The sequence below is a fragment of the Streptomyces sp. NPDC031111 genome (genome assembly GCF_055570675.1).
This window is the reverse complement of record NZ_JBVIGS010000038.1, coordinates 1-25614: the sequence shown is the minus strand read 5'-3', so window position 1 is coordinate 25614 and position 25614 is coordinate 1. Positions and strand designations below refer to the sequence as shown.

21 protein-coding genes are annotated in these 25614 nt (G+C 74.2%); 11 read left to right on the top strand and 10 right to left on the bottom strand.

What is annotated here, in order from left to right; translation table 11 throughout:
- Positions 1–11: 11 nt before the first annotated feature.
- The 4 genes from ACZ470_RS38885 to ACZ470_RS38870 all read right to left on the bottom strand — a co-directional run bounded on the left by ACZ470_RS38885 (position 12) and on the right by ACZ470_RS38870 (position 7930).
- Complete coding sequence (locus ACZ470_RS38885) at positions 12–4652, bottom strand: hypothetical protein (RefSeq protein ID WP_468434689.1); 4641 nt, start codon at positions 4650–4652, stop codon at positions 12–14.
- 34 nt (positions 4653–4686) lie between these two features.
- The gene (locus ACZ470_RS38880; protein WP_468434688.1) at positions 4687–5568 is read right to left on the bottom strand and encodes a hypothetical protein; all 882 of its coding nucleotides are present in this window, start codon (positions 5566–5568) and stop codon (positions 4687–4689) included.
- Between the two features lie 49 nt (positions 5569–5617).
- Positions 5618–7144 (bottom strand): hypothetical protein, encoded by a 1527-nt coding sequence (locus ACZ470_RS38875; protein WP_468434687.1) that lies wholly within the window; start codon positions 7142–7144, stop codon positions 5618–5620.
- 69 nt (positions 7145–7213) lie between these two features.
- The gene (locus ACZ470_RS38870; protein ID WP_468434686.1) at positions 7214–7930 is read right to left on the bottom strand and encodes a GntR family transcriptional regulator; all 717 of its coding nucleotides are present in this window, start codon (positions 7928–7930) and stop codon (positions 7214–7216) included.
- Between the two features lie 134 nt (positions 7931–8064).
- Between ACZ470_RS38870 and ACZ470_RS38865 the strand changes: the two genes are divergently transcribed.
- The 5 genes from ACZ470_RS38865 to ACZ470_RS38845 are packed head-to-tail and all read left to right on the top strand — an operon-like array spanning position 8065 to position 12512.
- Positions 8065–9384, top strand: a complete 1320-nt coding sequence (locus ACZ470_RS38865; RefSeq protein ID WP_468434685.1) for an MFS transporter — start codon at positions 8065–8067, stop codon at positions 9382–9384.
- Between the two features lie 29 nt (positions 9385–9413).
- Positions 9414–10223 carry a putative hydro-lyase gene (locus tag ACZ470_RS38860; protein ID WP_468434696.1) on the top strand — a complete coding sequence of 270 codons (810 nt, stop codon included), beginning with the start codon at positions 9414–9416 and terminating at the stop codon, positions 10221–10223.
- 38 nt (positions 10224–10261) lie between these two features.
- Positions 10262–11020 carry a LamB/YcsF family protein gene (locus ACZ470_RS38855; protein ID WP_468434684.1) on the top strand — a complete coding sequence of 253 codons (759 nt, stop codon included), beginning with the start codon at positions 10262–10264 and terminating at the stop codon, positions 11018–11020.
- Entirely contained in the window at positions 11017–11646 is a 630-nt protein-coding gene (locus ACZ470_RS38850; protein ID WP_468434683.1) for a 5-oxoprolinase subunit B family protein, read from the top strand. The genes ACZ470_RS38855 and ACZ470_RS38850 overlap by 4 nt, the downstream gene beginning before the upstream one ends.
- Positions 11643–12512, top strand: coding sequence for a 5-oxoprolinase subunit C family protein (locus tag ACZ470_RS38845; RefSeq protein WP_468434682.1), 870 nt, complete (start codon positions 11643–11645; stop codon positions 12510–12512). The genes ACZ470_RS38850 and ACZ470_RS38845 overlap by 4 nt, the downstream gene beginning before the upstream one ends.
- 159 nt (positions 12513–12671) lie before the next feature.
- Here the strand turns inward: ACZ470_RS38845 and ACZ470_RS38840 are convergent, their stop codons facing one another.
- The 5 genes from ACZ470_RS38840 to ACZ470_RS38820 all read right to left on the bottom strand — a co-directional run bounded on the left by ACZ470_RS38840 (position 12672) and on the right by ACZ470_RS38820 (position 18110).
- Positions 12672–13523, bottom strand: coding sequence for an SGNH/GDSL hydrolase family protein (locus ACZ470_RS38840; RefSeq protein WP_468434681.1), 852 nt, complete (start codon positions 13521–13523; stop codon positions 12672–12674).
- On the bottom strand, positions 13520–14713 hold the full coding sequence (locus ACZ470_RS38835; protein ID WP_468434680.1) for a glycosyltransferase: 1194 nt from the start codon (positions 14711–14713) through the stop codon (positions 13520–13522). Before ACZ470_RS38835 ends, ACZ470_RS38840 begins: the two co-directional genes overlap by 4 nt.
- Entirely contained in the window at positions 14710–15834 is a 1125-nt protein-coding gene (locus tag ACZ470_RS38830; protein WP_468434679.1) for a glycosyltransferase family 4 protein, read from the bottom strand. The genes ACZ470_RS38835 and ACZ470_RS38830 overlap by 4 nt, the downstream gene beginning before the upstream one ends.
- Before the next feature lie 164 nt (positions 15835–15998).
- On the bottom strand, positions 15999–17417 hold the full coding sequence (locus ACZ470_RS38825; protein ID WP_468434678.1) for a HEAT repeat domain-containing protein: 1419 nt from the start codon (positions 17415–17417) through the stop codon (positions 15999–16001).
- 300 nt (positions 17418–17717) lie between these two features.
- Positions 17718–18110: an ankyrin repeat domain-containing protein gene (locus ACZ470_RS38820; protein WP_468434677.1), complete on the bottom strand. Its 393-nt coding sequence runs from the start codon at positions 18108–18110 to the stop codon at positions 17718–17720.
- Positions 18111–18388: 278 nt separating this feature from the next.
- Between ACZ470_RS38820 and ACZ470_RS38815 the strand changes: the two genes are divergently transcribed.
- Both ACZ470_RS38815 and ACZ470_RS38810 read left to right on the top strand, forming a co-directional pair.
- Positions 18389–18583: a hypothetical protein gene (locus ACZ470_RS38815; protein ID WP_030867896.1), complete on the top strand. Its 195-nt coding sequence runs from the start codon at positions 18389–18391 to the stop codon at positions 18581–18583.
- 49 nt (positions 18584–18632) lie between these two features.
- Positions 18633–20315, top strand: a complete 1683-nt coding sequence (locus ACZ470_RS38810) for a P-loop NTPase family protein (RefSeq protein ID WP_468434676.1) — start codon at positions 18633–18635, stop codon at positions 20313–20315.
- Between the two features lie 97 nt (positions 20316–20412).
- Here ACZ470_RS38810 and ACZ470_RS38805 read toward each other — a convergent pair whose 3' ends face one another.
- Positions 20413–21912, bottom strand: a complete 1500-nt coding sequence (locus ACZ470_RS38805) for an SCO1417 family PLP biosynthesis transcription factor (protein ID WP_468434675.1) — start codon at positions 21910–21912, stop codon at positions 20413–20415.
- 99 nt (positions 21913–22011) lie between these two features.
- Between ACZ470_RS38805 and yczE the strand changes: the two genes are divergently transcribed.
- The 4 genes from yczE to ACZ470_RS38785 all read left to right on the top strand — a co-directional run bounded on the left by yczE (position 22012) and on the right by ACZ470_RS38785 (position 25493).
- Positions 22012–22677, top strand: a complete 666-nt coding sequence (gene yczE / locus ACZ470_RS38800; protein ID WP_468434674.1) for a membrane protein YczE — start codon at positions 22012–22014, stop codon at positions 22675–22677.
- Entirely contained in the window at positions 22674–23441 is a 768-nt protein-coding gene (locus ACZ470_RS38795) for a glycerophosphodiester phosphodiesterase (protein ID WP_468434673.1), read from the top strand. Before yczE ends, ACZ470_RS38795 begins: the two co-directional genes overlap by 4 nt.
- A 53-nt stretch (positions 23442–23494) precedes the next feature.
- On the top strand, positions 23495–24841 hold the full coding sequence (locus ACZ470_RS38790) for an MFS transporter (protein WP_468434672.1): 1347 nt from the start codon (positions 23495–23497) through the stop codon (positions 24839–24841).
- Between the two features lie 277 nt (positions 24842–25118).
- A complete protein-coding gene (locus ACZ470_RS38785) occupies positions 25119–25493 on the top strand; it encodes an RNA polymerase-binding protein RbpA (protein WP_003977404.1) in 375 nt (124 codons plus the stop codon).
- The last annotated feature ends 121 nt before the right edge of the window (positions 25494–25614 follow it).

Sequence of the window (25614 nt, the reverse complement as noted above, 5' to 3'; positions counted from 1 at the left end):
GTGAGGCCCGATCAGCCGGTCGCCGGCGCGGGCCGCTTGAACATGCGGGTCGCCGTGATCTCGCTGTGCGCCTCCTCGGCCGGGTCCTGCTGGGGAAGTCCCGGCCGGAGGTGCTCCTCCACGCTGATGTACTTCAGGCCGGCCCTCAGGTCGGCGTCGTTGCGCAGCCGGATGACCAGGGGGAACTCGGCGAGTGCCGTGGTGTCGAACAGGCCGGTGGTGTACAGCAGCTGCACGCCGAGCGCGTCGGCGACCGCCCGCTGGAGCTCCAGCAGGTAGGTGGCGTTGGCGCGGCCGATGGGGTTGTCCAGGAACAGCGTTCCGGCGTGCCGGTGCCTGTCCCGGCCCCGGTCGTTGGACCGCAGCGCGGCCATCGTGCAGTACAGGGCGATGGCGGCGGTGAGCAGCTGGCCGCCGGAGAACACGTCGCCCATCTGCCCGACGGGTACGCGTTCGGCGCGCAGTACGGCGTCGGGCTTGAGGATCTCGACGGCGACGCCCTTCGGCTGGAGGGCGGCGGCGACCCCGCGCAGCAGCAGGGACATGCCGTCGCGCCGCAGGTCGGAGTTCTTCCTGACGGCCGCCCGGGTCGCCTCGTCGATGACCTCGCCGAGCCGCTCGGTGAGGGTGGCCTGGTCGGGTTCCTCGAAGCGGATGCGCAGGAACTCCTGTCCGGACCACTCGCCGAGGCCCTCCGGCAGCCGGGAGAGCCGCTGGGCCGAGCGGAGGGTGGCGAGGGCGGACTCGACCAGGCCCCGCAGCCGGTCGACGATGGAGTCGCGGTTCCGCTCCAGCTGCGCCAGCTCGTCGGTGAGGACCCGGAGCCGGGGGGCGAAGGCGTCCGCCCACTTCTGGGCGTGCTCGGGCAGCGCTGAGGCGGGCAGCTCGCGGATCTGCTGCCGCGCGGGGGTGCGGACCTGTTCGTAGCGCGTGGAGTTGGCGTGCCGGACGAGGATGTCGCCGGCCTCGCGCACGGCGGAGTCGGCGGCGGACAGGTCGGCGGCGCAGCCGCGCAGTGAGCGGCGGGCCTCGGCGGCGGACTGCCGGGCCTCGTCCAGGCCGCCCGGGTAGGGCTCGGGCTGCTCCTGCTCCTCCTCGGGGGCGTGTTCGCGCAGCAGGTCGCGGAGCATGGCGGCGATCTCGTCGAAGCCGCCGGCCGCGTCCTCGGCGGCGCGGTGAGCGTCGAGGAGTTCGGCGTGCGCCTCGCGGGCCTGGCTCAGTGCTTCGCTGCGGGAGGCGAGTTCGGCCGTGGCGGTGCGCAGGAGGGCCTGTGCGTGCTCGGCGTCGCGCGGGACCAGCTCCTCGGGGAGTTCGGTGTGCGCCTCGCCGTCCTCGGGTGCGAGCCGTTCGGCCTCGCCGCGCAGCCGCCCGAGCTGTTCGCTCGCGCCGGACATCCTGGTCTCCAGGAGCTGCACCAGCTCCTCGGCGCGGGCGGCGGCGGCCTGCCGGCTGGGCCCGTCGGAGCCGTCGGGCGACTGGAGCAGCTGCTCCGCGCGGGTGCGGACCTTGTTGCTGAGCCGGTCCAGTTCGGCGCGGGCGGCGCTCTCGTCGCTCTCCGCGCGGGCCTGCTCGGCGCGCAGATCGGCGCCGACGCCGACCTTCTCGTAGACCTGGGACGCGGCACGGTAGGCCTCGCGCAGGGCGGGCAGGGACGCCGACGGAGCCCCGGTGCCGTCCTCGGGCACGTCGTCGGGGGCGCCCGCGATCTCGGAGCGTTCGGCGCGCAACGTACGCGCGGTGCGCCGGGCGTCGTCGGCGGCACGCTGGGCGCCGCGCCGGTCCTCGTCGGCGGCGCGCGCCCGTTCCAGGCAGGTCTGGGCGCGCGCCTCCGCCTCGGCCGCGTCGTCGGCGAGTTCGCGCAGCCTGGCCTGCCAGGCGGCACGCTCGCGCAGCCGGAACGCGAGCCCGGCGAGGGCGTCGGCCGCGCGCCGGGCCTTCTGCGCGGTCTCCTGGCGCTCGTCGCGGACGCGGACGGCCTCGGCGGCGGCCTCCTCGGCCTCCGTCCGCACGGTGCGCGCCTCGGCCAGTTCGGCGTCGGTCTCCTCGGCGAACGCCCGCGCCTCGCGCGCCGCCCCGGCCAGCTCCGCGAGCCGTCCGGCCGGGCAGCCGGTGCGCCAGGAGGCGAGCCGCGCGGCCAGTTCCCGGTCCTTGCCGAGCCGCGCGGCGAGCGCGCGGATCTCCTCGTCCCGCTCGGTCGCCCGCGCGCGCAGCGCCTGCCGTTCCTCGTCGGCGGCGTGCTCGTCGTGCATGGCCGGGTTCGGCGGTACGAGGAAGACGTCGCCGGTGTCCGTGCCCGGCGCCGGGGTGGGGGCGAGCAGGGCGGCGGCGGTGCCGACGGCGACGGTGGACCGGGGCAGCAGGGCGGCGCCGCTCAGCGCCTCGCGGGCGCGCAGGTGGGAGTCCGGGTCGGTGATGATGACGCCGTCGACCAGCTCGGGGCGGGCGGCCAGCACGCGCGCGTGGTCGGCGGGGTCGACGGCCTGGGCGAGGTAGCGCCAGCCCGGGAGGGCCGGGATGCCGTGCTCGCCCAGGAACTCGACGGTCGCCAGGACGTCCGGGCCGGGTGGCAGCAGCCCGCCGTCGCCGAGGGCGCCGAGGATGCGGGCGTCGTCGGCGGCCGCGGTGCGCAGGTCGAACAGGTGCCGCTCGGCGGAGGAGACGGCGTCGTTGAGCAGTTCGCGCAGCTCGTCGGCGAAGCGGTCGAGTTCCTCGGCGGTCAGGCCACCCTCGCCGAGGGAGGGTCCGGCGTCGGGATCACCCGTCGCGCCGCGCGGGCCCGGCACACCGGCCCGCCCGCCGCCGGAAGCCCCCGGAAGGCTGAGCAGGTCCGCCAGCCGCTGCTCCGCGGCGAGGGCTTCCGCCGTGCGGCGCTCGCTCTCGTGGGCACGTTCGGCTGCCGTGGCCGCGTCCGCCGCGCGGGCCGCGGTGAGTTCCGCGCGGCTCTCGGCGGCGGCCGCCTCGCGCGCGTGCTCGGTGGCCCGGCGGGCCGCCTCGCGGGCGGAGTCCCAGGCGGCGACCGCCGTCTTCTCGGCGTCGCTGGCGGCGAGGGCGGCCCTGGCGGGGTCGGCGTCGGGGGCGCTGTCGTCGAGCCAGCCGGCCCGTACCGCCTCGGCGGTCTCCTGCTCGACCTCGGTGAGCCGCTGCCGCAGGTGGCCGATCTCGCTGCGGGCCCGCTGTGCCTCGGTGGCGGCGGCGGTGGAGTCGCGGTGGGCGCCGTCGCCGGCCTCCTGGAGGGCCGCGGACCGCTCCTCCTGCTCGTTGGCGAGCTGCTCGGCGTTCCGTGCGGCCGCGTGGAGGGCGCGTACGAGGTCGACGGCGGCCTTGGCGCGGGCCGCCAGCGCGGGGGCCGCGTCCCGTTCGGCCTCCTGGATCGCCGCGGACACACGGGTGACGCGGTCGGTGGCGGCGCGGTGGCGCAGTACGGCCTCGGCGGCCTGCCAGGCCGAGTACAGCGTGCGGGCGTCGGCGAGTTCGCGTTTCTGGGCGGCGGCGGACTTCTCGGCCGCGGCGAGCGCCAGGGAGGCGTGCCGGTAGGCGAGTTCGGCGGAGATCAGCGCGCTGTGCTCGCGCGCCGACTCGGCGTGGGTGACGGCGTACGCGGCGGCGGTGACCCGCTGGGCCAGGTCGGCCGCGCGGTGGCGTTCCTGGGCGCCGCGCGCGGACAGCCTGCGGCCCAGGGTGCGGGTGCGGCGCTCGGCGGCGGTGTGGATCTCCCGCGCGCGGGCGCGGGCCTCGGCGGCCTCGACGATCCGGCCGAGCAGATCGACGGACCCGGCGGTGAAGTCGCGTTCGGCGATGAGTTCGGCGCGCCGGCCCAGCTTGTTGCCGAAGCCGCCGACCAGGTCGGCGAGCCCGTCGGTGTCCCGGGTGTCGGTGACCGCGCGCAGCAGCAGGTCGGTGAAGTCGGAGTCCTTCTTGACCGCGAAGAGGCCGGCGGCCTCGCCCTCGTCCGCGTTCATCTCCCGCTGGTAGCGGAAGAGTTCGGGGTCGAGACCGAGATCACCGAGGTGTTCGGTCCAGCGCTCGTGGATCTCCTCCCAGTGCACCTCGAGGTGCGGGTAGGTCTTGCCGGCCTCGGTGAGGGCGTCCCGGAAGCCCTTCATGGTGCGGCGCCGGCCGCGCGCCCCCGACTGGCCCTCGACGGGCGGCCGTACGGCCGTGGACTCGGCGACGGGGAGGTTGTCCAGGCTGAGGCCGGGGCCGGGCCGGAAGGAGTACCAGGCCTCGGCGAACTTCCTCGGGTCGTTGGAGACCTGGCGGCCCCGCCACTCGCTGACCTTGCCGGCGACGACGCACTCGCCGGTCTGCACGTGCTGCCACTCGAGCGCGACGTGACCGCAGTCGTCGGCGAGCAGGAACTTGCGCAGCACACCGGAGCTGGCGCCGCCGAGGGTGTTGCGGTGCCCCGGGAGCATCACGGAGAAGATCAGCTTCAGCAGGACCGACTTGCCGCCGCCGTTCTCCAGGAAGAGCACCCCTGCGGGCGCGGGCCGGCGCGGCGGGCCGACGGGCTCGTCCTCGAAGAACTCCGCCTGCGTCGGGGCGGGGTCGGGCACGGGCCCGCCGACGCCGCGCAGGTCGAGCACGGTGTCGGCGTAGCGCGCACCGGCCGGCCCGATGGAGTAGAGGCGGACCCGGGACAGCTCGTACATGGCGGACTCTCGTGAGGCTTTGTGAGACGGGGGTTCAGGCGGAGTGGAACGGCAGGCCGGCGTCGGCGACCAGCTCCAGGTCGTCGGCGTCCTCGGGCGGCAGCAGGGTGGGCGTGCCGTCGGTGACCGGGACGACGCCCAGTTCCAGCAGTTCGGCCATGGCGGCGCCGCCCGCCATGTCGCGCACCTGGAGCTGGTAGCGGGCCGTGGTGCGGTACGTTCCGCCGTTGTCGTCGCCGGTGCGCTGGAGGAATCCGGAGTCGGTGAGGAAGCCGACGGCCTTGGCGACGATGCCGGTGGTGGAGCCCGCGAGGCGGCGTGCGTCCTTGGTGGCGCCGGTGGCGCTGCGCCGGGCCCAGATCCGCCAGGCGGCCTCCAGGCCGGGGGCGTCGCTGGCGGGGTCGGTGTTCTCGCCCTGCTCCGCGGCGCGCTCCTCCAGCCGGTGGCAGGCCTGGCGGACGAAGGCGTCGACGCCGTTGACCGTGACGCGCCCGATGTAGCCGTCGTCGGCGAGGTCCTCGGGGCGCGGGAAGGCCATGGCGGCGACGGCGAGGTGGGCGAGCCCGTGCAGGAAGCGGTCGCCGCCGTCGGCAGAGGTACGGCGCGCGTAGTCGCCCATGCGTACGGCGAAGACGGAGTCCTCGGCGGCGGTGACGGCCATGCCCGCGCGCGGGGACACCTCCAGCACGACGAGTCCGAGGCCGGTGGCGACGGCGTCGGCGAGCCGTGCGAACGGCGGGTCCTCGCGGTAGCGGCGCAGCAGGTCCGCGTACTCCTGGTCGCGGGCGGGCTGGAGCTTGGGCTGGAGGCCGAAGGCGACGAGCCGCGCCGCGTCGGCGGCGTCGGCGGGCGTGACGGCGGCGCTCGCCGGCGCGGCCGCGGCCTCCGGCTCACTCCACTCGACGTGCTCGGTCACGGTCGGGGCTCCTCGCTGTGGGACATCTCGGTGCGGACTGCTCGCTCGCTCATGCGGCTTCCGTCCGGTCGGCGGCCATCCCGGCCGCGTCGAGCAGGGCGGTGCCGACGATGAGGTCGGCGCCGCCGAACTCGGGGTCGTCGAGTTCGGTTCCGTCGTCCACGGCGAACAGCAGCTTGCGTTCGCCCTGGCGGTAGGCGGTGCCCACCGGCGGGCTGGCGGCGTGGACCGCCAGCAGGGCGACCAGGTAGGGCAGTTCGGGGTCCTGGCGACGGGCGTCGGCGAGCAGCCCGGACAGCCGGCGCGGCGCGTCGGCCGGCAGGTCCAGCAGCTCCGTGGCGGCGGCCAGCTGCTCCTCGCTGAAGCGGCTGTCGTCGGGCGTGGCGATCAGGTCGGGTTCCGGCATCTCGGCGCCGAGGTGCTCGCGCTCCACGGGGGGTGTGAGCAGGAGCTCGACGAGGTCGGCGACCCGGACGGAGACCGGCGTGCGCAGTCCGGTGCCGTGGGCGAAGAAGGCGTCGGTGACCCGGACCGCCCGCTCCACGGGCAGCGGCAGCAGGGGCGCCAGCAGGTGCCCGTAGAGGTCGGTGCCCGAGGCCGAGGTGGGGGTGGCGAAGGCCTGCCGGTCCTGTTCGGCGCGGAACAGCGGGCCGGCCTCCAGCAGTCGGGACTGGAGCTGGGTGTGGCGCCGGATGCAGTCCTTGACGATGTCCACCAGCTCGGCGGCCCGCCGCTTGTGCTCGGCGTCCTCGGTCTCGTCGCGGGCCTTGCGGATGTTGGTGAGGATCGCGTTCTCGTGGCGGTACCGGTCCGCCACGTGGTCCAGGGCCTCGGCGATCATGTCGGGCACGGCGCTCAGCCAGTCCACCGCGCGGACGTTGCGGCGAGTGGCGTCCAGCGCTCGGCGCAGGGTCTCGGAGTACTGCACGGTCCGGTAGCGGGCCTGCTCGGCGGCGAGCTGGGCGTCGGCGAGCCTGCCCCGGCTGATCAGCACCTCCAGCTTGACCTCGGCGGCGATCTGCGCGCTGGTGACATCGGTGTCGAGGGCGCCGACCAGGACGTTGACCGCCTCGTCGGTGGTCCGCAGGTACACCGCGCCGCCGGGGCCGGGGACCTCCTCGATCAGCTTGAAGTCGTAGTCGCGGCGCACATAGGTGCCGTCCGCCCCGAACACGCCGTAGACCGCGCGGAAGCCGCGGTCGACGCTGCCGACGTTGATCAGGTTCTCCAGGACCCAGCGGGCCACCCGCTCGTGCTCGGCGGCGGGCCGGCGCGGGGCCTGGGCGGCGATGCGCGGGATGAGCCGGGCGACTATCTGGTCGTGGTCCGCGCCCGTGTCGAAGTCCATGTTCAGGGTGACGAGGTCGATGGCCGCGAGCGCGATCTCCGCCATGCCGTACACCGAGTACTCACCGGCGAGGTTGGCCTTGCGCGCGTCGAGGTCGTGCAGCGGCGCGGTGCACGCGAGCGCGCGCAGCCGCCGCGCCAGGCCCTCGTCGGCGGCCGGGCCCGGCGCGGGGCGCGGCCCCGCGCTGAGCTGGGGCGGAACGCTGTCCGTCGGTGCAGGCGAAGTCACGGTGCACAGACTAGGTCCTCGGTCTGACAACAACCCAAACGACCGTGTTGCGCCCCGGCGCGACGGTCGTCACACCACCGGCCGGCCGCCCTGTCCGTCCTCGCCGACGCGCCGCCGGTAGACCTCGACGACCCGTTCCAGCGAGACCTCGAGGTAGGACACCAGCAGCGTCTCCGCCTGGTCGCGGTCTCCGCGCTGAAGCGCCTCGAGAATCCCGGCATTTCGGGCGATGTACGGTTCGTGCAGCCGCCGGGGCTCGTCCACCACGTGGAAGGCGAGCCGCAGTTCGGCGAAGACGCTGCGCATCAGCTCGTCCGTGCGTTCACTGCCGGCGAGGGCCACCAGTTCCCGGTGAAAGTGGATGTTGGCCGTACCCACGCCGTTCCAGTCACCTTCGCGTGCCGCCTCGCGCCCCCGCGCCACGGCGTCGGCGAGCGCGTCGAGCGCGTAGGGCGGGTCGCCGAGACCGCGTACGACGGCGCACTCGACGAGCCGGCGGGTGCGGTAGATGTCCTCGACGTCCTCGACGGTCAGCACCCGGACGAACACGCCCCGGTTCAGCTCGTGGACGAGCAGCTGCTCGTGCGTGAGCAGCCGGAACGCCTCGCGCAGGGTGTTGCGGGAGACACCGAGGGCGCCGCCGATGCTGTCCTCCGACAGTCGCGTCCCGGGCGGGAAGTACCCCTCGGCGATCCGGCTCCTGAGGATGTCCGCGACCCGCTCGGCGGTGCTGGTGCGGCCCAACAGGGCGCGGTCGTCGGCGAGTCCGCTCAGCTGCTCCGTCATGCCCGGAATTCAATCGCACACGGAAGAACGAGACAACATGGGTATTGAAGGATCGTTCAACGATCCTCTACCTTGCTGCGCACGGCACGGCTCAGTTCCTCCCGCACCCTCCGTCCTCCCACTGCGAGGTGCCCATGAGCACGACCCCTCCACAGCAGGCCCTGACCGGCACCCCACGCCCCGCACCGTCCGAACCCACCGCCGACGACGGGGCGTTCGGCTGGCTGCGGGCGCTGGGACCCCGCGGCCGGCGCGCCTTCGGCGGCGCGTTCGGCGGCTATGCCCTGGACTCGTACGACTACTTCACGCTGCCGCTGACGATGGTCGCGCTGTCCGCGTACTTCGGTCTGAACAGCGGCCAGACCGGTCTGCTCACCACCGTCACCCTGGTGGTCTCCGCGGTCGGCGGCGCCCTCGCCGGCGTGCTGGCGGACCGCATCGGCCGGGTGAAGGCGCTGCTGCTGACGGTGATCACCTACGCCGTGTTCACCGTGGCCTGCGGCTTCGCTCCCAACTACGAGACGCTGTTGGTGTTCCGCGCGTTGCAGGGCCTCGGCTTCGGCGGCGAGTGGGCGGTCGGCGCGATCCTGGTCGCCGAGTACGCGAGCGCCAGGCACCGGGGCCGCACCCTCGGCGCGGTCCAGAGTTCCTGGGCCGTGGGCTGGGGGCTGGCCGTGATCGTGTACACGGTCGTCTTCTCGCTGGTCGGCGACGACCTGGCCTGGCGGGTGATGTTCTGGACCGGTGCGCTGCCCGCGCTGCTCGTCGTATGGGTGCGGCGCAGTGTGCGGGACGCGCCCGAGGCGGCCGCCGCGCGGGAGAAGAGCGCGCGGAAGGGCTCGTTCGCGGCGATCTTCCAGCCCGACCGGCCGGGGTCGAGGGGGCTGCTGCGGACCACGCTCTTCGCCGTGCTGCTCTCCACCGGTGTCCAGGGCGGCTACTACACCCTCGCGACCTGGGTGCCGACCTATCTGAAGACGGAGCGGGACCTCTCGGTCGTCGGCACCGGCGGCTATCTGACGTTCCTGATCTCGGGTGCCTTCATCGGCTATCTGACCGGCGGCTACCTCACCGACCGGCTGGGCCGCCGTCGTAACATCTGGCTGTTCGCGCTGCTGTCCGCGGTCTGCGTCCTGGCGTACACGAACATCCCGAGCGGCGCCAACACCCTGATCCTGGTGCTCGGTTTCCCGCTCGGGTTCTGCATGTCGGCGATCTTCAGCGGCTTCGGCTCCTATCTGAGCGAGCTGTACCCGACGGCGGTGCGCGGCACGGGGCAGGGCTTCACGTACAACACCGGACGCGCCGTGGGCGCCGTCTTCCCCACCACGGTCGGCTTCCTGGCCGACAGCTGGGGTGTGGGCGGGGCGCTGGTCTTCGGCGCGATCGGCTACGGCCTGGCGGCACTGGCACTGCTGGGGTTGCCCGAGACACGCGGGAAGGAACTGGAGTGAACCACACCGACGACCGCACGCCGACCGTCATGGACCGTCCGGTGACCCTCGTCGACGAGCACGCGCGCGCGTGGAGCCCGCGCACGGCGCGCGCCCGCTTCCGGGAAGGGCTGGCGGGTCCCACGGCCGGTGTGTCCGAGGGGCACACCCAGGCCAATCTGATCTCGGTGCCCGCCGACTGGGCGTACGACATGCTGCTGTTCTGCCAGCGCAACCCCAAGCCCTGTCCGGTCCTGGACGTCACCGACGCCGGGTCCACGACCACCGTCCTCGCCCCGGACGCGGACCTGCGCACCGATCTGCCGCGCTACCGGGTGTGGGAGAACGGCGAGCTGGTGGACGAGCCGACGGACGTGCGGGCGCACTGGCGCGGGGATCTGGTGTCGTTCCTGATCGGTTGCAGCTTCACCTTCGAGTGGGCGCTGACGGCTGCGGGCGTTCCGGTCCGGCACGTCGAGCAGGGGCGCAACGTTCCCATGTACGTGACGAGTTGGCAGTGCCGTCCGGCGGGGCGGCTGCGCGGGCCGATGGTGGTGTCGATGCGGCCGGTGCCGCCCGGGCACCTCTCCGCGGCGATCCGGGAGAGCAGCCTGCTGCCGGCGGTGCACGGCGGTCCCGTGCACTGCGGCGACCCGTTCGGGCTGGGCATCGACGATCTCGGGCGCCCGGACTTCGGCGACCCGGTGGACTTCGAGCCGGACGACATCCCGGTGTTCTGGGCCTGCGGGGTGACCCCCCAGGCCGCGGTCATGGCCTCCCGTCCGCCGTTCGCCATCACGCACGCACCGGGGCAGATGTTCCTCAGCGACGCACGGGACGAGCAGTTCCGCGTCGCATGACGGACCCCCGCGGCACGAACAGGAGAAACGAAGATCCCATGACCTCGATCGATCTGAACGCCGACCTCGGCGAGGGTTTCGGCCGCTGGCGGCTCACCGACGACGAGCGGCTGCTCTCGGTGGTGACCAGCGCCAACGTGGCGTGCGGCTTCCACGCGGGGGACGCGGTCACCATGCGCCGGGTGTGCGAGCTCGCGGCCGGGCGCGGGGTGCGGATCGGTGCCCAGGTCTCCTACCGGGACCTGGCGGGGTTCGGGCGGCGCGCGATGGACGTGCCGCCGGCCGAGCTGGCGGCCGAGGTCGCCTATCAGATCGGTGCCCTGGAGGTCTTCGCCCGCGCGGCGGGCGCCCGCGTCGCGTACGTCAAACCGCACGGGGCGCTGTACAACCGCGTGGTGGTGGACGAGGAGCAGGCCGGCGCGGTCGTCGACGGGGTGCTCCTCGTGGACGCCACTCTGCCGGTGCTCGGCCTGCCCGGCTCACGTCTGCTGGACCTGGCCGGGAAGGCGGGTCTGCCCGTGGTGACCGAGGCGTTCGCCGACCGGGCGTACACCGCCGAGGGCACGCTGGTGCCACGCCGTCAGGAGGGCGCCGTGGTGGACGACCCGGAGGCGGTGGTGGCGCGCTCGGTGGAGCTGGCTCGCCACGGGGAGGTCGAGACGCGCTCCGGACGGCGTATCGAGATGCGGGCGCGTTCCCTGTGCCTGCACGGCGACACGCCCGGCGCCGTGGACCTGGCCCTACGGGTGCGCGGCGCCCTGGTGGCGTCCGGGGTCCGGGTGGAGGCCTTCGCATGAGGGTGCTGCCCGTCGGCGGGGACGCGCTGCTCGTCGAGGTCTCCTCGGGCGACGAGGCCCAGGCGCTCCACGCGGAGCTGCTGCGACGCCGCGCGGAAGGTTCGCTGCCGGTCGGCGAGATCGTCCCGGCGGCGCGGACGGTCCTGCTCGACGGCCTGTCCGACCCCGCGCGGCTGGCGGTCGAGCTGACCGCCGGCGAACTGCCGCCCGCGCCCCCGCTCGCGCGGGAGACGGTCGAGATCCCGGTGCGCTACGACGGGCCGGACCTCGCGGACGTCGCCGCCCACTGGGGTGTCTCCGCGCGGGAGGTGGCCCGCGTCCACGCGGACACCGAGTTCCGGGTCGCCTTCTGCGGATTCGCGCCGGGCTTCGGCTATCTCACCGGTCTGCCGGCGCGCTACGACGTGCCCCGCCGGCCGACTCCGCGGACCGCCGTCCCGGCCGGCTCGGTGGCGCTGGCGGGCCCCTACACGGGTGTGTATCCGCGGTCCTCGCCGGGCGGCTGGCAGCTGATCGGTACGACCGATCTCGTGCTGTGGGACCACGCGCGGGTGCCGGCGGCACTGCTCTCCCCCGGCACGCGTGTGCGCTTCGTACCGGTGACCACGACGGGGCCCGCGGCATGACGGACCGTGCCCTCGCCGTCGTACGCGCGGGAGCCCTCACCACCGTGCAGGACCGGGGCCGTCCCGGCCACGCCCACCTCGGCGTACCGCGCTCCGGGGCGCTGGACGGGCCCGCGGCGGCGCTCGCCAACCGGCTGGCCGGCAACGCACCGGACGCGGCGGTCCTGGAGACCACCCTCAACGGCTGCTCCCTGCGCCCCCGTTCGACGGTCACCGTGGCGGTCACCGGCGCACCCTGTCCGGTCACCGTGGACGGCCGCCCCGTCGCCTGGGGCGCCCCGGTACGCGTGCGTGCCGGGTCCGTGCTGGACGTCGGGGCGGCGGTCTCCGGAGTACGCGCCTATGTGGGCGTCTCCGGGGGTGTCGCCGTCGAGCCGGTGCTCGGCAGCCGCTCCACGGACCTGCTCTCCGGTCTCGGCCCGGCGCCCCTCACGGACGGTGCCGTGCTCCCCCTCGGCGCCCCGCGGGAGAGCCACGCGCGCGTGGACGTCGCCCCGCAGCCGGCGCCCCCGGACGAACTCGTCCTGCGGGTGACCCTCGGCCCGCGCGACGACTGGTTCACCCCCGGGGCGGTACGGCTCTTCACGACCCGCACGTACCACGTCTCCCCCGCGAGCAACCGCATCGGGCTGCGCACGACCGGACCGGCCCTGGAACGGGCCCGGCGGGACGAACTCCCCAGTGAGGGCATGGTCCTCGGCGCCGTCCAGGTGCCGCCCGACGGCACGCCCGTGGTCTTCCTCGCCGACCATCCGACCACCGGGGGCTACCCGGTGATCGCGGTCGTCCACCCCGCCGACCTCCCGGCCGCGGCCCAGGCACCCCCCGGAACCCCGGTCCGCTTCGTCGCCGTACGGCGCCGTTGAAGCTCTGGGGCCCGCACGGGCCCCAGAGGTTGGCCGCAAAGCCGCGGTGCGTGCTCCGGGGGTCCGCGGTCGAAGGCCGGGGGCGCGGCGAGTGGGGGCACCTCCCGCTCGAGTGCCACCGAGAGTGGGGAGCGTGCCGGGCGCCCCGGGACAGCACACCTAGGCCGCGCCCGGCCGTTGTTCGCCCGGTGTGAGGGCCGCCAGGGCCGCCGAGGCGGACGCGGAGGCTCGTAGGTCGAGGCGGACGCTGGTGCCCCGGGCGTGGTGACGCATCTCGTCGACGGCCAGGGAGAGCAGTTGCGGCAGCAGGTCCGTGCAACGGCGGGCCACCCAGCCGGTGCCGGCCGTGGCCAGCCACCGCAGGCTCGCCCATCTGGTGGGCGCCGGGGAGTCGGGCTCGGGCGAGGGAGCGGGCCCGGTCGTGACGCCGTGTTCCGTCAGCCGCGCGTGGAAGCGCACGGCGAGTTGACGGTGCCCGGGCTCACCGGGGTGCAGCCGGTCCGCGCTCCACATCGCGCGGTCGCTGATCCAGTCGCCCGCGCAGGCGTGGAGGTGCACCGCCCCGTAGCGGTCGGACAGGGCGTGGACCACGGTGTTCACCGCGTGCTGGCGCCGGGCGAGGGGGCGGGCCAGCGCGCCGGGGAGTCCCAGCATCGCGCCGGGGTCGGGCAGGCACATGGTGAGCAGCACGGCACCCCGGCCGGCGCAGGCCGCGTAGACATGGTCCAGCCGTGCCGCCACGGCCCGGATGTCGAAGGTGCGGCGCAGGGTGTCGTTGACGCCGACGACGACGGAGACGAGGTCGGGCCGCAGCTCCAGGGCCGCGGGCAGCTGCCGTTCCAGCACGTCGTGCGTCTGTGCCCCGCTCACCGCCAGGTTGGTGAACCGTACCGGCCCGGCCGCCAGCGACGGCGCGAGCAGTGCGGCCCAGCCCCGCCATCCCTCGCCGGTGCGGTCCCCGACGCCCTCGGTGAGCGAGTCGCCGAGGGCCACGAACCGCAGCGGTCTCACGACAGCCCCCGGGACACGACCGGCCGTACCGGCGGCACGCTCTCGCGCGCCGCTTCCGGCACCGTCACGGGGGCGTCGTGGGCCGCGAGGAACGCCGCCACCGCCGTCCCCCATCCGAACCGCTCCGCACGCGCGCGTGCCGCCTCGCGCCGGTCCGTCTCGGCCCGTTCCAGCAGCAGTTCGACGGCCTCGGCGAAGGCCTCTCCGTGGTCCTCGGCGACCGCGCCCGCCGCGCCGATCACCTCCGGCAGCGCCGACGACGCGCTCGCCACGACCGGCGTGCCGCACGCCATCGCCTCCAGCGCGGCGAGCCCGAAGGTCTCGGCGGGCCCCGGTGCCAGGCACACGTCGGCGGACGCCTGGAGGGCGCCCAGGAGTCGCCGGTCGCCCACGTGGCCCAGGAAGGTCACCGGCAGTGAGCGCTCCCGGGCGCGCTGTTCGAGCCGCGTCCGCAGCGGCCCGTCCCCGGCCACCACCAGCACCGCCCGCCGCCCGCGACGCAGCAGCGCCTCCAGGGCGTCCAGCGCGGTCCCCGGCCGCTTCTCCAGGGACAGCCTGGAGCACATCACGAGCAGTGTCTCGGGGTCGCGCGCGTACCGGGCGCGCACCCCCGGGTCGCGCAGCGCGGGGTGCCGCTCCCTCAGATCGACGCCCAGCGGGGCCCGTACGACATTGCGGGCCCCGATGCGCACGAACTCCCGTTCGGCGAACTCCGTGGTGCACACCACGCGCGCGTAGGTGTGCGCGGTACGGGTGTTGAGGGCGTCGGCGGCGCGCCGGGCGGCCCGCTCCGGCAGTCCCCAGGTGCGCAACACCCCGTCGGCGGTCTCGTGGGAGACCATGACCGCGGGGATCCTGGCCCGCCGGGCCCAGCGGCCGGTCCAGCGCAGGGTCGTGCGGTCGGACACCTCGAGCCGGTCGGGGGCCAGGTCCCCGAGCAGCGCGGCGATCCGCCGTTTGTCGGTGAGGACACGGTAGCCGCCGGTGCCGGGCAGCAGCGGGCCCGGCAGGGTGATCACCCGCCCCTGCTCGGTCTCGCGGTCGCTCTCCCGCTCCCCGGGGACGATGAGCACGGGCCGGTGCCCCGCGCCCAGGTAGCCCTTGCCGAGTTCGCGCAGCGCGGTGCGCAGCCCACCGGAGGCGGGCGCCACGAAGTTCGCCAGCCGCACGATCCGCAGCGGCCCGGTCATGCCGCCACCGCCGTCCGGCGCCCGGCGAGCACGTCCGCGTAGTACCCGAGCAGTTGGTCACCGACGGCCGCCCAGGTGCGCCCCTCGACCGTCGCGCGCCCCGCGGCGCCGTACGCGGCCCGCCGTGCGGGGTCGGCGGCCAGGGACCACACCGCGTCCCGTACGGCGTCGGCGTCACGCGGCGGGACGAGCAGTCCCGTGTGCCCGTGCGCGACCAGGTCCAGCGGGCCGCCCACCGCCGGCGCGATCACGGGCACCCCGCTGGCCATCGCCTCCTGGACGGTCTGGCAGAAGGTCTCGAACGGTCCGGTGTGCACGAAGACGTCCAGCGAGGCGAAGATCCGGGCGAGGTCCGTGCCGGTGCGCCGGCCGAGGAAGGCCGCGCCGGGCAGCGCCTGTTCGAGTGCCGGCCGGCTGGGCCCGTCGCCGACGACCACGACCCGTACGCCGGGCAGCGCGCAGGCCCCGGCCAGCAGTTCGACCTGCTTCTCCGGGGCGAGCCTGCCGACGTAGCCGACGACGAGCTCGCCGTTGGGGGCGAGGGTCCGGCGCAGCCCGTCGTCGCGCAGATCCGGCCGGAAGCGGGTGGTGTCCACACCGCGCGGCCACAGCCGGACCCTGGGCACGCCGTGCGCCTCCAGGTCGCGCAGGGCGGCGGCGGAGGGGGCCAGGGTGAGGTCGGCGGCGGTGTGCACGGAGCGGATGCGCCGCCAGGCCGCCGCCTCCCCGGCGCCCATGTAGGTCCGGGCGTATCCGGCGAGGTCGGTCTGGTAGACGGCGACGGCGGGCAGGCCCAGGCGGGCGGCGGCCGTCATGCCGCGCACGCCGAGGACGAAGGGGCTGGCCAGGTGGACGACGTCGGCCCGGTGCTCGGAGATCGCGGCGGCCAGACGCCGGCTGGGGAGGGCGACGCGGACCTGGGGATAGCCGGGGAGCGGGAGGGAGGGGACGCGGACGACGGGGCAGGGCGCCCCGTCGTCGGGCTCGTCGCCCGCGGTGGCGGGGGCGACGACGAGGGGAGCGTGGCCGCGGTCGACGAGGTGTCGGGCGGTCTGGAGCGCGCAGTGGGCCACGCCGTTCACATCGGGGGGAAAGGACTCGGTCACGATGACGACTCGCATACCCGTGTTGTCGCCGCGCCGGACGTGGTCACGTCAACGTGGATCTTTCCGGGCGGGGAACGCGCCGTGAGCGTTGCCTCCCTCACCCGCGCAGGTCAGGCGGCATCCACGCGCACCTGACCCGCGAGTCATCCTCCGTTAAACACCGCGGGTGCGCACGGGGGTCACACGGCGGTCTCCTCGGGACCGATCCGGCTGCGCACGGCGGTCTGCACCTCGGCCTCCTCGGCCGGGTCGGCGGCGAGTCGGCGCAGCCGTTCGACGACGCGGGTGTCGCCGGTCTCGGCGTGCCGGGCGGCGATCTCGCGGGTGGACTCCTCGCAGTCCCACAGGCACTCGACGGCGAAGCCGGTGGCGTAGGAGGGGTCGGTCGCGGCGAGGGCGCGGGCGGCGCGGCCCCGCAGATGGGACGAGGCGGTCTCGCGGTAGATGTGGCGGAGGACGGGGGCGGCGCAGGCGATGCCGAGACGTCCGGCTCCGTCGACGAGGGTCCACAGGGTGGGCGCGTCGGGGCCCTCGCCCCGTACGGCCTCCCGGAGGGCCGCGAGGACCAGGTCCCGGTCCTGGACGCCGCCCAGGCAGGCGAGGACCCGGCCGGCGGCGGCGCCCAGCGGGTCGGGGCGGCGGGCCCAGCCGCGCGCCCGGTCGACGGCGGCGAGACTGCGCATGCGTTCGAAGGCGTCGACGGCGGCCTCCACGACGGCCGTCGAGCCGGTGGCCACGGCTCCCTCGATCAGATCGAGGGCGTCGGGATCGTTGCCGTCGGCGAGGTACCGCAGGGCGGTGCAACGGGCTCCGTCGCTGCCGTCCCGGGCGGCCCGGACGATCTCCGGACGGTCCTCGGGGCCGGCCACCGCGGTGAGGCAGCGGGCGGCGGGGACATGGAGCGCGGCGCCGCGTTCGAGGCCCTGCTGGGCCCACTCGAACACCGCGTGCACGCTCCAGCCGGGGCGGGGCCCGGTGGGGCGCATCTGCCGCTGCCAGCGGTCGAAACAGCCGGCCTCCTGAGCGGCGCGCACGCGTGTGGCGACGGATTCGCGCGGATCCTCGGCCCACAGCCGCCAGGGACGTGGTTCGAAGGCGTCGCGGACGGTGGCGGCGAGCTCCGCCTCGCCCTCGGCATCGGTGGCGAACCGCGCGAGGACCGGGGCGGCGAGGGCGCGAAGGCCCGCGTCGTCGTCCCGGAGCGCCAGCTCGTCGAGGGCCCAGGCCCAGTTGGTGCCGTGGGCGGCGTACCTGCGCAACAGGTCCAGGGCGTCCCGCCTGCCGTAGGAGGCGAGGTGTCCGAGGACGGCGAGGGAGAGCCCGGTGCGGGACTCGTCGGTGTCGAGGACGTCCTCGGGGTCGAAGAGGTGGGCCTCGATCGCGTCGAGTTCGCCGTGCAGATCGAGGTAGAGGCGGGCGTAGTAGAGGGAGCGGTTCTCCACCTGCCAGTCGTGCCGCGGGTCGCGCGACACGCAGTGGTTCAGCGCCGCGAGCGCTTCGGAGCGCGGGGCGGTGAGCGCGTGCAGCGTGCCGTCGCCGCGACCCCGCTGGAGCAGGCCGAGCAGCGTACCGCTGGGCGCTATGACCGGATCGAACATGGGAAACAGCCTCACATCAAGCGTCGACGCAACCGGGGACGTGCATTACCTGGCCGCGTGACAACACGTCGGGGCGCCCGCCGTTTCCTGCTTGCTGTAGACCATCTCTCTCTGCCTCTCGTCGGTGGCCCATGCGGACCGCATCACGGTCCGCGCGGTGCGGCAACACCTGCCCAGCCATCGCGTCCGTGAATCACGTCGCCATGATGACCCGGCGGTCACATCTACCGCGACCGAAATTTCGGCGGCCCTGTACCGCCTCCCCCGTTTTCTGTGTCGTCGCTGGTCGGAGCGGGTCGCTCAGTGCTCGCCGAAGAGGGCGAGCAGTTCCGTACGGCCGAACATCCGGGCCGTGTCGACGGCCGACGGCGTCCCCGCGGACGGGTCGGCGCCACCCTTCAGGAGGGCCTCGATGACCGCGGCCTCACCCTTGAAGACCGCCCCCGCGAGTGGTGTCTGGCCGCGGTCGTTGACGCGGTCGGCGTCGGCTCCGCGCTCCAGCAGGGCACGGACCGCCTCGGCGTGGCCGTGGTACGCGGCGAGCATCACGAGCGAGTCGCCGCGGTCGTTGGTGAGGTCGGCCGGGACACCCGCGTCGACATAGGCCACGAGCTCCTCCGTCCGGCCGCGCCGGGCCAGGTCGAAGATCTTGGTCGCGAGCTCCACGACCTCGGGGTCGGGGGCTTCGGTCATCAGCCGGACCGCCTCTCACTGCGCGTGCTTCACGCATCGGGGACAGGACGTACGTCTGCGAGCGATGCAGAGCCGTACGGGTGAATCGCCAGCGTACTGGCTCGCGGGGCACATGACCCGTCGTGGCCGAGGTAATGATCACGGCAGGCCCATCCGGGGGTAAACGCCGAAAATCCACCCAGTTGCACCTTTTATCGTATAGATACATTCTGTGATCCTGGAAGTACTCATGGTGACTGTCCCCGCGAACACCGTCCCCGCGAACCAGGAGAACTCACATGATCGTCTCGATCTCATGCGTGGTGCTGCTCGGCATCGTCGTCTTCATCTTCTTCCGCAAGGACGGACTGAAGGCGTCGCACGCCCTGGTGGCGATGCTGTTCGGCTTCTATCTGGCCAGCACGGCCATCGCACCCAGCATCAAGGCGGGCGGCGAGAGCCTGGCCGGCCTCCTGGGCGGATTCAAGTTCTGATCCGCCCCACCACGCCCCGCCCGACCGTACGCACCCTCTGGAGACAGCAGTGGCCCGGCGCCCCCTCCCCCGCATTCTGAGCAACGGCAGCGCACAGCTCGCCCGGAGCCGGGAGCTGGCCAGGACGGCGGCCGACAGCGCCACCGACGTCCTCCACCCGCTGATCACCATCACGCGCGGTCTGCGCCGGCTGGCCTCGGCCGGGCGGCGCAGGTGGGCCGACACGCCCAAGGACCGGCGCGGCGCGCTGCTCTTCCTGGTGGCGTCGGTCGTGCTGGTCGTGGCGCTGGCACCGTACGGTCCGCTGCTCGCCGTCGTGACCCTGATGGCGGCGGCGGCCTGGCAGGGCCGGGACCGCACCCCGTCGGTGCCCGTCGGGGCCGACGCGTCGCAGGCCCAGCGTCTGAAGTCGCTCTACGAGGCGCTGGTGCCGTACTTCTCGGCCGCCGAGGACCCGGAGCCGCTCTACGTCCACGGCGGCGACTGGGGGAAGGTCTTCTCCGAGTACGAGTTCGACTCCACCGGCCGTGTCGCGCACCTGGTGATCGGCTACCCCGCCTACTTCACCGACGGCGAAGCGGAGTCCCGGGCGCGGATCGAGCATCTGCTGGGCGCCAAGTCGGGGCGCGGCCGCGAGTACCACTTCGCGTGGGACGAGGAGGCCAACCAGCTCACGGTCCGCGTCCTCGCGCCCCTGCCCACCGACATCGCCGCCCAGCCCTTCGTCACGGCCCCCGGCGAGACGGTCCTCGGCTTCACCGACCCGACCGGGGTGCAGCGGACGCTGCCGCTGACCCACGGCGCCCACGGCGAGGAGCAGCGCGACGTCCCGCCCGTCGTCTGGCGCACCGGTGTCCGCTCCACCGAGCCGCATCTGCTGGCGGCCGGCCAGCCGGGCAGCGGCACCTCGACGCTGCTGCGGTCGATCGCCCTCCAGGCCCTCCACCACGGCGACGTGGTGATCGTCGACGGCGGGGGCACCGGCGAGTACGCCTGTCTGACCGGCCGGGACGGCGTGCTCGCCGTCGAGTGCGGGCTGACGGGTGCGCTGACCAGCCTGGAGTGGGCCGCGCACGAGACGGAGCGCCGGCTGATCGCGGCCAACCAGGCGCACCAGGCGGGCGATCCGCCGCCGGAGGACACCCGGCGTCCCCTCTGGCTCCTCCTGGACCGGCCGAGCGCGTTCACGCACCTGGCCGACGCGGACGGCCGCAAGGACCCGCAGGCGCTGCTCCAGATCCCGCTGCGGCACGGCCGCGCGGCGAACGTCACCGTGGTGGTCGCCGAGCAGCTCGACGCCCTGGGGGCGCTGAGCGATCCGGTACGGCAGCACACGCGCGCGCGTGTCGTCCTCGGGCCCGCGACGGCGGAGCAGTTGGAGGCCGTCCTCGGGGCGCCCCCGCACACCACGCCGGTCGACGAGGTGCCGCCGGGGCGGGGCTACGCCCGCCTGGGCTCGGGGCCGGTCCACCGGCTCCAGGTTCCGGCGACACCGGATCCGTACGACGACGCGACCAGCGACGCGGAGCGGCAGGCGGTGCTCGATCTGCTGCCGCCGCGGACGACCCCGGCGGACGAGGAGCCGGAGCGCCTGGAGACGGACGCGGTCCCGGTGGGGGCCGTACGGCTGGACAAGGTCACGACGGACAAGGTCACCACGGAGAAGGCGCCGGCGGAGAAGGTGCCGGCGGAGACGCCCGCCGAGGCGGCGGTGGCGGAACCCACGTCGTAGCCGTCCGTGGGCCGCCCAGCGGGCTCCCACCGGTCCGGGTGCCGCGCGTGAGCGGGCGGTCCCCTGTCGCAGGTGCCGCCGCGCCCACCCGTCGCGGCTACGCCACGAACGTGCGGGGCGTCTCCGTGCCCGACGTGCCGCCGGATTCGACGATCCGGGCCGCCGCGGAGAGGCGCACCGCCGCTTCCTCGGCCACCGCGCCGCCCACCGTGAAGGGCAGCCGTACATAGCCCTCGAACGCCCCGTCGACGCCGAAGCGGGGCCCGGACGGCACCCGTACGCCGACCCGTTCGCCCGCCTCGGCGAGGCGGGAGCCGGAGAGGCCGCCGGTGCGCACCCACAGGGTGAGGCCGCCGCGCGGCACCTCGAACTCCCAGTCGGGCAGCTCCCGCCGTACCGCGCTCACCAGTTCGTCCCGGTTCTGCCGGGCCTGGGCGCGCCGCACCTCCACCGCCTGCTCCCAGCCGCCGGTGCCGAAGAGCCAGTTCACGGCCAGCTGTTCCAGTACGGGCGTGCCCAGATCCGCGTACGCGCGTGCGGCGACGAGGCTGCGGATCACGTCGGGTGCCGCGCGCACCCAGCCGATGCGCATGCCGGCCCAGAAGGCCTTGCTCGCCGAGCCGACCGTGATCACCGCGGACCCGGCGGGGTCGAAGGCGCACACCGGGCGCGGCATCTCCACGTCGGCGTCGAGCCACAGCTCGCTCATGGTCTCGTCGGCGACCAGCACCGTCCCCGCCGAGCGCGCCGCGTCCACCAGGCGGCGCCGCTGGTCCTCGTCGGCGAGCGCGCCGGTCGGGTTGTGGAAGTCGGCGACGACGTACGCGATGCGGGGCGCCGCCTCGCGCAGCACCTGCCGCCAGCGGTCCATGTCCCAGCCGGCGAGGCCCCCGGCCATGGCCACGGGGACGAGCCGGGCCCCGGCCTCCCGCATCAGCTGGAGGATGTTGGCGTAGGACGGCGACTCGACGGCGATGCGTTCGCCGCGCCCGCCGAACAGGTGGCAGATGGCGTCGATGGCGCCCATCGCGCCGGTCGTCACCATGATCTGCTCGGGCATGGTCGGGATGCCCCGCGCGGTGTAGCGGTCCGCGATCATCGAGCGCAGCGCGGGCAGCCCGGCGGGATAGTCGCCATGGGTGTGGGCGTACGGCGGGAGCTCCTCCAGGGCGCCCTGGACGGCCCGGGTGAGCCAGGGCTCCGGCGCCGGCAGCGCGGCGCAGCCGAGGTCGATCATCGAGCCGAGGGCCTCGGGCGGCAGCGGTTCCAGCCCCCGCGCGGGCACCGGGTTGCCCGCCGGGACCGCGGTCCAGCTGCCCGCGCCGCGCCGTGACTCCAGGAAGCCCTCGGTGCGCAGCGCCTCGTAGGCGGCGGCGACGGTGGTGCGGCTGACGGAGAGGGCGAGCGCCAGTTCCCGCTCGGCGGGCAGCCGCGCGGCCACCGGTACGCGCCCTTCGAGCACCAGGAGACGGACACCGTCGGCGAGCGCGCGGTAGGCGGGCGGGCGGCGGGTTCCCGGTCCGGCCGGGCGGTCCTGCTGGGAGTTGAGCAGCCGGGCGAGTTGTGCCGCGCCCACCGCCGAAGTCCACTGCGCCATGAGAATCAGTCCACCTTCCCCGGATTGGCCATGGAGAGCCTGACCGGTCAAGCCACAGGGTGTCATGCATCGGTCCACTTCCACCACAGGGGGCACGTCTTGGCCAGTCACTCGCCACGGCATGGGCATCTCGCACGGCGGCTGTTCCAGCTGTACGCCGGACTGGCGCTGTACGGCGCGAGCTCGGCGCTGCTCGTGCGGTCGGGGCTCGGCCTCGAACCGTGGAACGTGCTCCACCAGGGCCTGTCGGAACGGACCGGGCTGTCGATGGGCGTGGTGCTGACCCTCGTGGGCGCGGCGGTGCTGCTGCTGTGGATCCCGCTGCGTCAGCGGCCGGGGCTGGGCACCATCTCCAACGTGCTGGTGATCGGCGCGGCGATGGACGCCACGCTGGCCGTGGCGCCGGACGCGCACGCCGTCGCCGTGCGTGTGGCGCTGATGGCGGCGGGCATCGTGCTGAACGGCGCGGCGACGGGGCTGTACATCGCGGCGCGCTTCGGACCGGGTCCGCGCGACGGCCTGATGACGGGACTGCACCAGCGCACGGGGGTGTCGGTCCGTGTGGTCCGTACGGCGATCGAGATCGCGGTGGTGGTCACGGGCTTCGCCCTGGGCGGCACGGTGGGCGTCGGCACGCTGCTGTACGCGGTGACGATCGGCCCGCTCGCCCAGGTGTTCCTGCGGGTCTTCGCCGTCCCCTCGGCATCCGACGGCAGCACGGTCGTTGCCACCGGTCAACCGGGGCGCGCGATACTGCGTTCGTGACCCCACGGATACGCCACCCCTACCTCGACCATCCGGGCCCGATCGCCTTCGCCCACCGGGGCGGAGCGGCGGACGGCCTGGAGAACACCGTGCGGCAGTTCCGGTGTGCCGTCGAGGCGGGCTACCGGTACATCGAGACCGACGTCCACGCCACGCGCGACGGCCGGCTCGTCGCCTTCCACGACGCGACCCTGGACCGGGTGACGGACGGCGCGGGCCGGATCGCCGACCTGCCGTGGCGGGACGTGGCGCACGCGCGCGTGGCGGGCGCGGAACCGGTCCCCCTGTTCGAGGAGCTCCTGGAGACCTTCCCCGAGGTGCGCTGGAACGTCGACGTGAAGGCGGAGCCCGCCCTGCTGCCGTTCCTGGACCTGCTCGAGCGCACCGACGCCTGGGACCGGGTCTGCCTCGGCTCGTTCTCCGAGGCCCGGGTGGTGCGCGCCCAGCGACTGGCCGGTCCTCGGCTGGCCACCTCGTACGGCACCCGGGGCGTACTGAACCTGCGGCTGCGGTCCTGGGGGCTGCCGGCCGCGGTGCGCCGGTCGGCCGTGGCCGCCCAGGTTCCCGAGCAGCAGTCGGGCATCCAGGTCGTCGACCACCGGTTCGTGCGGGCGGCCCACGCGCACGGGCTCCAGGTGCACGTGTGGACGATCAACGAGGCGGAGCGGATGCACCGGCTCCTGGACCTCGGAGTCGATGGCATCATGACCGATCACATAGACACACTGCGCAAGGTCATGGAGGACCGCGGCACCTGGGTCTGAGACCCCCGCGCCCCGTCGCCTCGGCGCGTTCACGGGGAAGCGAGGGGGCGCGGGTGGACACCGACACCGTGCGGTCACCGGCGGGGGACGAGGCCGCCGGGCGGCGGCGCGAGCAGCGCGGCTGGTACTTCTACGACTGGGCGTGCTCCGTGTACTCCACGAGCGTGCTCACCGTGTTCCTCGGCCCCTATCTGACGTCGGTCGCCGAGGCCGCGGCGGACGCGGACGGGTTCGTCCACCCGCTGGGCATCCCGGTGCGCGCGGGCTCGTTCTTCGCGTACGCGGTCTCCCTCTCGGTGATCCTGGCCGTACTGGTGATGCCGCTGGTGGGCGCCGCCGCCGACCGCACCGGCCGGAAGAAGCCGCTGCTCGCGGCCGCCGCCTACACCGGGGCCGCGGCCACCGCGGGCATGTTCTTCCTGGACGGCGAGCGCTATCTGCTCGGCGGCGCGCTGCTCGTGGTCGCGAACGCGGCGCAGTCCGTCGCGATGATGCTCTACAACTCCTACCTGCCGCAGATCGCCCCGCCCGAGGAGCGGGACGCGGTCTCCTCGCGCGGGTGGGCCTTCGGATACGCGGCCGGGGCCCTGGTCCTCGTCGCGAACCTGGTCCTCTACACCGGTCACGACAGCTTCGGGGTCTCCGAGGGCATGGCGGTGCGCATCTGTCTGGCCTCGGCCGGTCTGTGGTGGGGCGCCTTCGCCCTGGTGCCGCTGCGCCGGCTGCGCGACCGCCGCGTCCCCGCGCGGGAGGCGGCCCTGCCGGGCTTCAAGCAGCTCGCGGCGACGGTCCGCGACATGCGGAGGCACCCGCTGACGCTGGGCTTCCTGCTGGCGTACCTGGTCTACAACGACGGCATCCAGACGGTGATCTCCCAGGCCTCGGTGTACGGCTCGAAGGAGCTGGGGCTCGAACAGTCGACACTCATCGTGGCCGTGCTCCTGGTGCAGGTGCTGGCGGTGGTGGGTGCGCTGGCCCTGGGCCGGCTGGCCCGGCGGTACGGCGCGAAGCGCACGATCCTCGGTTCCCTGGTCGCCTGGACCGTGACCCTGGCCGCCGGGTACTTCCTGCCCGCCGGTGCGCCGCTGTGGTTCTTCGTGCTGGCGGCCGGAATCGGCCTGGTCCTCGGCGGCAGCCAGGCACTGTCGCGCTCGCTCTTCTCCCACCTCGTACCGCCCGGCAAGGAGGCCGAGTACTTCTCGGCGTACGAGATGAGCGATCGCGGGATGAGCTGGCTCGGTCCGCTGCTGTTCGGCCTCACCTACCAGCTGACCGGCAGTTACCGGGACGCGATCATCTCCCTCGTGGGCTTCTTCGTCCTGGGCTTCGCGCTGCTCGCGCGGGTGCCGGTGCGGCGGGCGATCGCCGACGCGGGCAATCCGGTGCCGGAGAGGATTTAGCACTCGGCACGAAAGGGCTGTAGTGTACGCGTTTGGCCTGCCAGGCGTACCGTTACTGCGCGTCAAAGATGCCGAGCGCTGAGTCACATCTCCTTATAGATGTGACAAACCGGACGTCGGGGGGTACTGCACTGGTTGACAAGGCTGCGGCTACGACGGCGACGCATGACCCGGATCGGGACTCGGGACGGGAATCTTTATGGCCGCCCGGACGTTGACCGGATGACGACGACAGCGACACCTGTCCTGTGGGCGACAAGCCCGGGAGGCACGATTCATGAGTGAGCGAGCTCTTCGCGGCACGCGCCTCGTGGTGACCAGCTACGAGACGGACCGCGGCATCGACCTGGCCCCGCGCCAGGCCGTGGAGTACGCATGCGAGAAGGGGCACCGCTTCGAGATGCCCTTCTCGGTCGAGGCGGAGATCCCGCCGGAGTGGGAGTGCAAGGTCTGCGGTGCCCAGGCACTCCTGGTGGACGGCGACGGCCCCGAGGAGAAGAAGGCCAAGCCCGCGCGTACGCATTGGGACATGCTGATGGAGCGGCGCACCCGCGAGGAACTCGAAGAGGTCCTCGAGGAGCGTCTCGCCGTTCTGCGCTCCGGTGCGATGAACATCGCGGTTCACCCGCGGGACAGCCGAAAGTCGGCTTGATCCCAGCGGGAACCTGGGCGAAACCACAACGCACAGCGGTACAGGACCGGGGGGGGGGGGGAGGGGGGGGGGGGGGCGCTAGGGTGTTGTTGGGTTGGTGGTGGTTACTCTGTCAAATGGG